This is a genomic window from Arsenicicoccus sp. UBA2120 (assembly GCF_002330965.1).
GTDB classification, from domain to species: Bacteria; Actinomycetota; Actinomycetes; order Actinomycetales; family Dermatophilaceae; genus Arsenicicoccus; species Arsenicicoccus bolidensis.
In genome coordinates, this window is sequence record NZ_DCYC01000071.1 from 12404 (window position 1) to 17527 (window position 5124).

Annotated in this window: 10 protein-coding genes, 1 pseudogene and 1 riboswitch; of the genes and pseudogenes, 8 read left to right on the top strand and 3 right to left on the bottom strand. The window is 71.9% G+C overall.

Annotated features, from left to right (window positions below; genetic code table 11):
* The 3 genes and pseudogenes from B2P18_RS10855 to B2P18_RS10865 form a co-directional block, all read left to right on the top strand.
* Positions 1-261 (top strand): annotated as a pseudogene (locus tag B2P18_RS10855) (hypothetical protein); the annotation flags it as partial.
* Between the two features lies 1 nt (position 262).
* Positions 263-1291, top strand: a complete 1029-nt coding sequence (locus B2P18_RS10860) for a metal ABC transporter permease (RefSeq protein WP_239262316.1) — start codon at positions 263-265, stop codon at positions 1289-1291.
* 6 nt (positions 1292-1297) lie between these two features.
* A complete protein-coding gene (locus tag B2P18_RS10865; RefSeq protein ID WP_019286556.1) occupies positions 1298-1687 on the top strand; it encodes a Fur family transcriptional regulator in 390 nt (129 codons plus the stop codon).
* Between the two features lie 76 nt (positions 1688-1763).
* Here B2P18_RS10865 and B2P18_RS10870 read toward each other — a convergent pair whose 3' ends face one another.
* Positions 1764-2078 carry a DMT family transporter gene (locus B2P18_RS10870; protein WP_286959101.1) on the bottom strand — a complete coding sequence of 105 codons (315 nt, stop codon included), beginning with the start codon at positions 2076-2078 and terminating at the stop codon, positions 1764-1766.
* A gap of 10 nt (positions 2079-2088) precedes the next feature.
* Positions 2089-2154: riboswitch (guanidine-III (ykkC-III) riboswitch) on the bottom strand.
* A gap of 63 nt (positions 2155-2217) precedes the next feature.
* Positions 2218-3357 (bottom strand): CobW family GTP-binding protein, encoded by a 1140-nt coding sequence (locus tag B2P18_RS10875; RefSeq protein ID WP_286959111.1) that lies wholly within the window; start codon positions 3355-3357, stop codon positions 2218-2220.
* Between the two features lie 117 nt (positions 3358-3474).
* On the opposite strand from B2P18_RS10875, the gene rpmB reads away from it, so the two are divergent.
* A complete protein-coding gene (gene rpmB, locus B2P18_RS10880) occupies positions 3475-3711 on the top strand; it encodes a 50S ribosomal protein L28 (protein ID WP_019286559.1) in 237 nt (78 codons plus the stop codon).
* Positions 3712-3891: 180 nt separating this feature from the next.
* On the opposite strand, the gene rpmF is transcribed toward rpmB, so the two are convergent.
* On the bottom strand, positions 3892-4071 hold the full coding sequence (gene rpmF / locus B2P18_RS10885) for a 50S ribosomal protein L32 (RefSeq protein WP_019286560.1): 180 nt from the start codon (positions 4069-4071) through the stop codon (positions 3892-3894).
* 86 nt (positions 4072-4157) lie between these two features.
* Between rpmF and rpmG the strand changes: the two genes are divergently transcribed.
* The 4 genes from rpmG to B2P18_RS10905 all read left to right on the top strand — a co-directional run.
* Positions 4158-4325 carry a 50S ribosomal protein L33 gene (gene rpmG / locus B2P18_RS10890; protein ID WP_019286561.1) on the top strand — a complete coding sequence of 56 codons (168 nt, stop codon included), beginning with the start codon at positions 4158-4160 and terminating at the stop codon, positions 4323-4325.
* Positions 4325-4630 (top strand): 30S ribosomal protein S14, encoded by a 306-nt coding sequence (gene rpsN, locus B2P18_RS10895; RefSeq protein ID WP_019286562.1) that lies wholly within the window; start codon positions 4325-4327, stop codon positions 4628-4630. Before rpmG ends, rpsN begins: the two co-directional genes overlap by 1 nt.
* 36 nt (positions 4631-4666) lie before the next feature.
* Positions 4667-4948, top strand: coding sequence for an HU family DNA-binding protein (locus B2P18_RS10900; protein ID WP_286959124.1), 282 nt, complete (start codon positions 4667-4669; stop codon positions 4946-4948).
* The coding region (locus tag B2P18_RS10905; RefSeq protein ID WP_286959129.1) for a type B 50S ribosomal protein L31 at positions 4945-5124 on the top strand (180 nt) is incomplete at its 3' end. The genes B2P18_RS10900 and B2P18_RS10905, both read left to right, overlap by 4 nt.

Consider the following 5124-nt stretch of genomic DNA (forward strand, 5'->3'; position numbering starts at 1 on the left):
GCCCTCACCCCGGTCCTGGACCGCATCGTGCACATGTCGGCCGGCCGGATCACCTTCGACGGGACCGTGGCGGAGTTCGAGCGGGCCAGCCGCGCCGATCCCCTCTCCCTCGGCGATCACCACCACCATCACGACGACGACGGGCACGACCTGCCACCCGCCCGCTGGGTCGACCCCGCCGGCGTCGGGGCGTCCGGCATACGGCCAAGGAGCGCCGGCGCAGGCGCCCCCGCGCCGAGCAAGGAGACCCACGGTGCTTGACCTGTCCGAGCTGTGGAGCTTCGAGTTCATGCGGCGCGCCCTGATCGCCGCGCTGCTCGTGGGTGCCGCCGCGCCGATGGTCGGGACCTTCCTCGTGCAGCGCCGGCTGTCCCTGATCGGCGACGGCATGGGGCACGTGGCGCTCGCCGGCGTCTCCATCGGCCTCCTCACCGGCAACCAGCCGGTCCTCACGGCACTCGTCGCCGCGGTGGTCTGCGCCGTCGTGATCGAGCTCATCCAGCGCTACGGCCGCGCCAGCGGGGACGTGGCCCTCGCCGTCATGTTCTACGGCGGGATCGCGCTCGGTGTCGTGCTGATGTCGCGGGCGACGGGGACGGGCGCCAACCTGACGTCCTACCTCTTCGGCGCGATCACCACGACCAGCCGCGACGACCTCGTGGTCTTTGCCGTCCTCGCCCTCGTCGTCATGGTCACCACCTGGGTGCTTCGGCCACGGCTGTTCGCCGTCGCCAACGACGAGGAGTGGTCCCGCGCGGCGGGGCTGCCGGTCCTCGGGCTCAACATCGTGCTCGCCGTCATGACCGCCGTCACCGTCGTCGTGTCGATGCGCGTCGTCGGGCTGCTGCTCATCAGCGCCCTGATGATCCTGCCCAACGCGGCCGCCCAGCAGGTCTCGCGGTCCTTCCGCTCGATGCGGCTCGTCGCCATCGTCATCGGCGTCCTGTGCGCCACCGGCGGCGTCGCCCTGTCCTACCAGCTCGACACGCCCTCGGGCGGCACGATCGTGCTGCTCGTCCTCGCGGTGTTCATCGTCCTGAGCGTGGCGGCAGCCCTCGCCCACGCCGTCGCCGCACGCCATCACCGCTATGCCGAGATGCACGCCCACGAGCACGGGCCCGGCTGCGGGCACCAGCAGGTCGAGCACGGCGATCACGTCGACTACCTGCATGATGGACATCTGCACGCCCCGCACGGGGACCACTACGACGAGCACCACGACCACCGCGAGGACGACCGGCACCCCACCGCCGACGACGTCGTCGCCGGGCGGCCGACCAGCAGGAGCTGATCCACGATGCCGGACACCGAGCGCCGAGCCACCAAGCAGCGCCGCGCCGTCGAGCAGGTCCTGCGTGAGACCGACGACTTCATCTCGGCCCAGGCCCTGCACGCCCGGCTGCGCGAGCAGGGCGACACGGTCGGCCTCGCCACCGTCTATCGCACGCTCAACGCCATGGCCGAGGACGAGCGCGTGGACATGCTCCGCGTCGACGACGGTGAGGCGCGCTACCGCCTGTGCGCGAGCGACGACCACCACCACCACCTCGTATGCCGGGAGTGCGGCCGCACCGTCGAGATCGAGGGCCCTGCGGTGGAGTCGTGGGCCGACACGGTGGCCGCCGAGCACGGCTTCCGCGACGTGTCGCACACGCTCGAGGTCTTCGGGACCTGCGCGAAGCACTGACGGGCACAGCAACGCGAGACGGTGACCCCTCGCGCGCGGTGGCGGCCTCTCAGGTGCGGCGAGGAGCCGCCGCGGCTCAGTGCAGCAGCTTGAGCCCTGCAACGCAGCCGATGATCCCGAGCAGCAGCAGGACCTTGACCAGCGAGATCGGCTCGGCGCCGGTCGCCATCGCCCAGGCGACGGTCGTCACGGCGCCGATGCCCACCCACACGGCATAGGCCGTGCCCACCGGCAGGTCACGCAGCGCGTAGGCCAGCCCCGCCATGCTGAGCGCGCAGGCCACCACGAACACCACGCTCGGCCCGAGCCGGCTGAATCCCTCGCTGCGGCTGAGGGCCGTGGCCCACACCGCCTCCAGCACACCTGACAGCACCAGCACGATCCACGACATGGTCACTCCTCGTGGCCGTCTCGTCGCGTGACCGGGTACGGCTCCCTCGTCCGGGGCCCGCTCGTGGAGCCTCCATCCAGGCTCGCACGGACCGTATGCCGGGGCAAGCTCGCTCGCGGCGACCGGCCACGCGCCGCGGTCAGGCCACGTCGGAGGCGCCCTCCTCGCCGAGCCACTCCTCGAAGCCGTCGCGTCGCCCGAGCCAGCGGTCGCGCGCCGTGAGCACCTCGGCGTCGGTCATGACGGCGGCCTCGAACGCCTCCCTCACGACGACTGCCGTCTCGTCGTCGGTGGTGACCACGAGGTTCGTCATACGGTCTGCGTCGTCCCACCCGCCGATCGAGCCGATGGACAGCTGACCGCCGCTGGCCTCCCACGCGATCGCGGTGCCGGGCCGCCCGGGCAGCCAGAACGCGCCGCGGCCGCGCAGCTCGCCGGACCCGAGGTCCTCGAGGCGCTGCTGCAGGCGTCCGGGGTGGAAGGGGCGCCAGGTCCGCAGCCGCAGGGTCTGCAGCCCACCGGCCGGCTCCGCGCCGGTCGGTCGGCGGCGCCGCGGGTCGACGAAGCCCTGCGCCACCTGCACGTCGAAGCCGCGCGCGCTCAGCTGCGCCCCTGCCGAGAAGCTCGACAGGCCGAGGTAGACGCGGCTGTCCGGCCGCCGCAGGTGGTCCAGCAGGGCGGAGTCCGACTCGTCGAGCGTGTCCTGCACGACGACGACGGCGTCGGCGAGCTCGATCTGGTTGACCAGCACCTCGCCATAGCTGCGGCGGTCGTCCTCGACCATCGCGAGTCCGAGCTCCTCGAGCAGCGGGTCGTCGAAGACCCCGCCGCACACGTCGTCGCAGCTCACGACCGTGATCACCGACCGCAGGGTCAGCAGGTCGGCGACGCGGCGCCCGTCCGCGAGGTGGGCCCGGGCCAGCCCGAGGGCGATGGGCAGGGGCTCGGCGGACGGCGGCAGCGAGACGACGAGCGTGCCCCAGCGGCCGGTCCCGGCGAGGCGGACCAGGGTCGGGAGGATCGCCTCGCGCATGGCGCACGACAGGCAGGGATGCTCGACGTCCTGCCCGTCCTCCTCGACCGTGCCCGTGAGGTCGCTGACGGCCCAGCGCACCTGGCCCGCGGCGGCGTCCACGACGAGGCGCACCACGGCTGCGTCCGGGAGGTCGCACTGCAGGCCCATCGCCGCGACGGCCTGGTCGGTGGCGTCGAGGCCGGCGACGACGAGCACGTCGGTGGTGCCGGGACGGTGCATCGCGGCTGGGTCGGGAGCGGGCATCGGATCTCCTTCGTATGCCGGTGCCGCCTCGCCCATCGCGATGGACCGGCACCGGCGGCTGGTAGCGTAATGAGAATCGTTATTACTAAAGCCAGACGAACCCGAAGGAAGGAACTCATGTCCAACCACTGCCAGCTGACCGGCACCGCGCCGCGCTTCGGCAACACCATCAGCCACTCGCACCGCCGCACGAGCCGCCGCTTCGACCCCAACATCCAGCGCCGGACCTACTGGGCGCCCAGCCTCGGCCGCACGGTGACCCTGCGGCTGTCGACGCGCGCCATCAAGACGATCGACCGCATCGGGATCGACGCCGCGATCGTGCGGATGCAGGCTCGCGGCGAGCGGCTCTGACCGCCCGGACGGCCCTGACGGCGCCTGCTCGTTGGAGCGCGCGGCGCCGCAGGGGCGCCATACCCGCGTCGTCCCACATGGCCGCAGAGATGGCCGCAGAGATGGCCGCGGGGTGGATCGAGCGCCGATCTCGGTGCCCGATCCACCCCGCAGACGCTCCGCCCCGACCCGACGGAGGCCTCAGGCCTCGTAGCGGCTCGAGTCGACCAGCCCACGCTGGACCGCACGCACGAGCCGTCGGGGCACGCGCACCGTGCGGCCACCGACCGACACGGGCACGAGGTCGACGGGCTCGGCCTTCCAGTTGGCGCGGCGGGACCGGGTGTTGGAGCGCGACATCTTGCGCTTGGGGACTGCCATCAGGTGCCTCCTCGGCGTGGGAACAGAGCGCTCAACCTATCAGTTATGGTAATCATTCTTATCGGACAGACGAAGGAGGCCACCTCATGGCCAGGTCCACCGACGTGCGGCCCAAGATCAAGCTCCGCTCCACGGCGGGCACGGGCTACACGTACATCACGCGCAAGAACCGCCGGAACGACCCCGACCGGCTCGTGATCCGCAAGTACGACCCCGTCGTGCGCCGGCACGTCGAGTTCAAGGAGGAGCGCTGATGGCCAAGAAGTCCAAGATCGCCCGCGACCAGCAGCGTCGTGAGGTCGTCGCCCGCTACGCGGAGGAGCGTCGCGCCCTCAAGCGCGTCATCGCCGACCCCACCGCCGACGCGATGAGCAAGGCCGCCGCCCAGCTGCGGCTGCAGCGGATGCCCCGGGACGCGAGCGCCACGCGCCTGCGCAACCGCGACGTCGTGGACGGTCGCCCGCGCTCGGTCTACCGGGCGTTCGGCCTGTCGCGGATCCGCCTGCGCGAGATGGCCCACGCCGGCGAGCTGCCCGGCGTCACCAAGTCCAGCTGGTAACCCACCAGCCCGATCCCCTTCCGAAAGGACCGTTCCATGAACCGCAGCGAGCTCGTCTACGAGATCAGCAAGCGCACCGCCACCACGCCCAACGACGTCAACGGCGTCCTCGACGCCCTCGGCGACCTGATGCGCGAGTGCGCCGCCGACGGCAGCAAGCTGCCGATCGCGGGGCTGCTCACCCTCGAGCGCGTCGAGCGCGCCGCCCGCACGGGCCGCAACCCGCGCACCGGCGAGGCGATCGAGATCCCGGCGCAGCCGTCGGTGAAGCTCACGCCCGGCTCCACGCTCAAGGCCGCCGCTAAGGGCGAGAGGTGAAGCCGGGCATCCAGCCGGACTACCACCCCGTGGTGTTCCGGGACCCGACGGCCGACTTCGCCTTCCTCACGCGCTCGACCGCCACGAGCAACGACACGATCGAGTGGGAGGACGGCAACACCTACCCGGTGATCAACGTCGACGTCTCCAGCGCCTCGCACCCGTTCTACACGGGC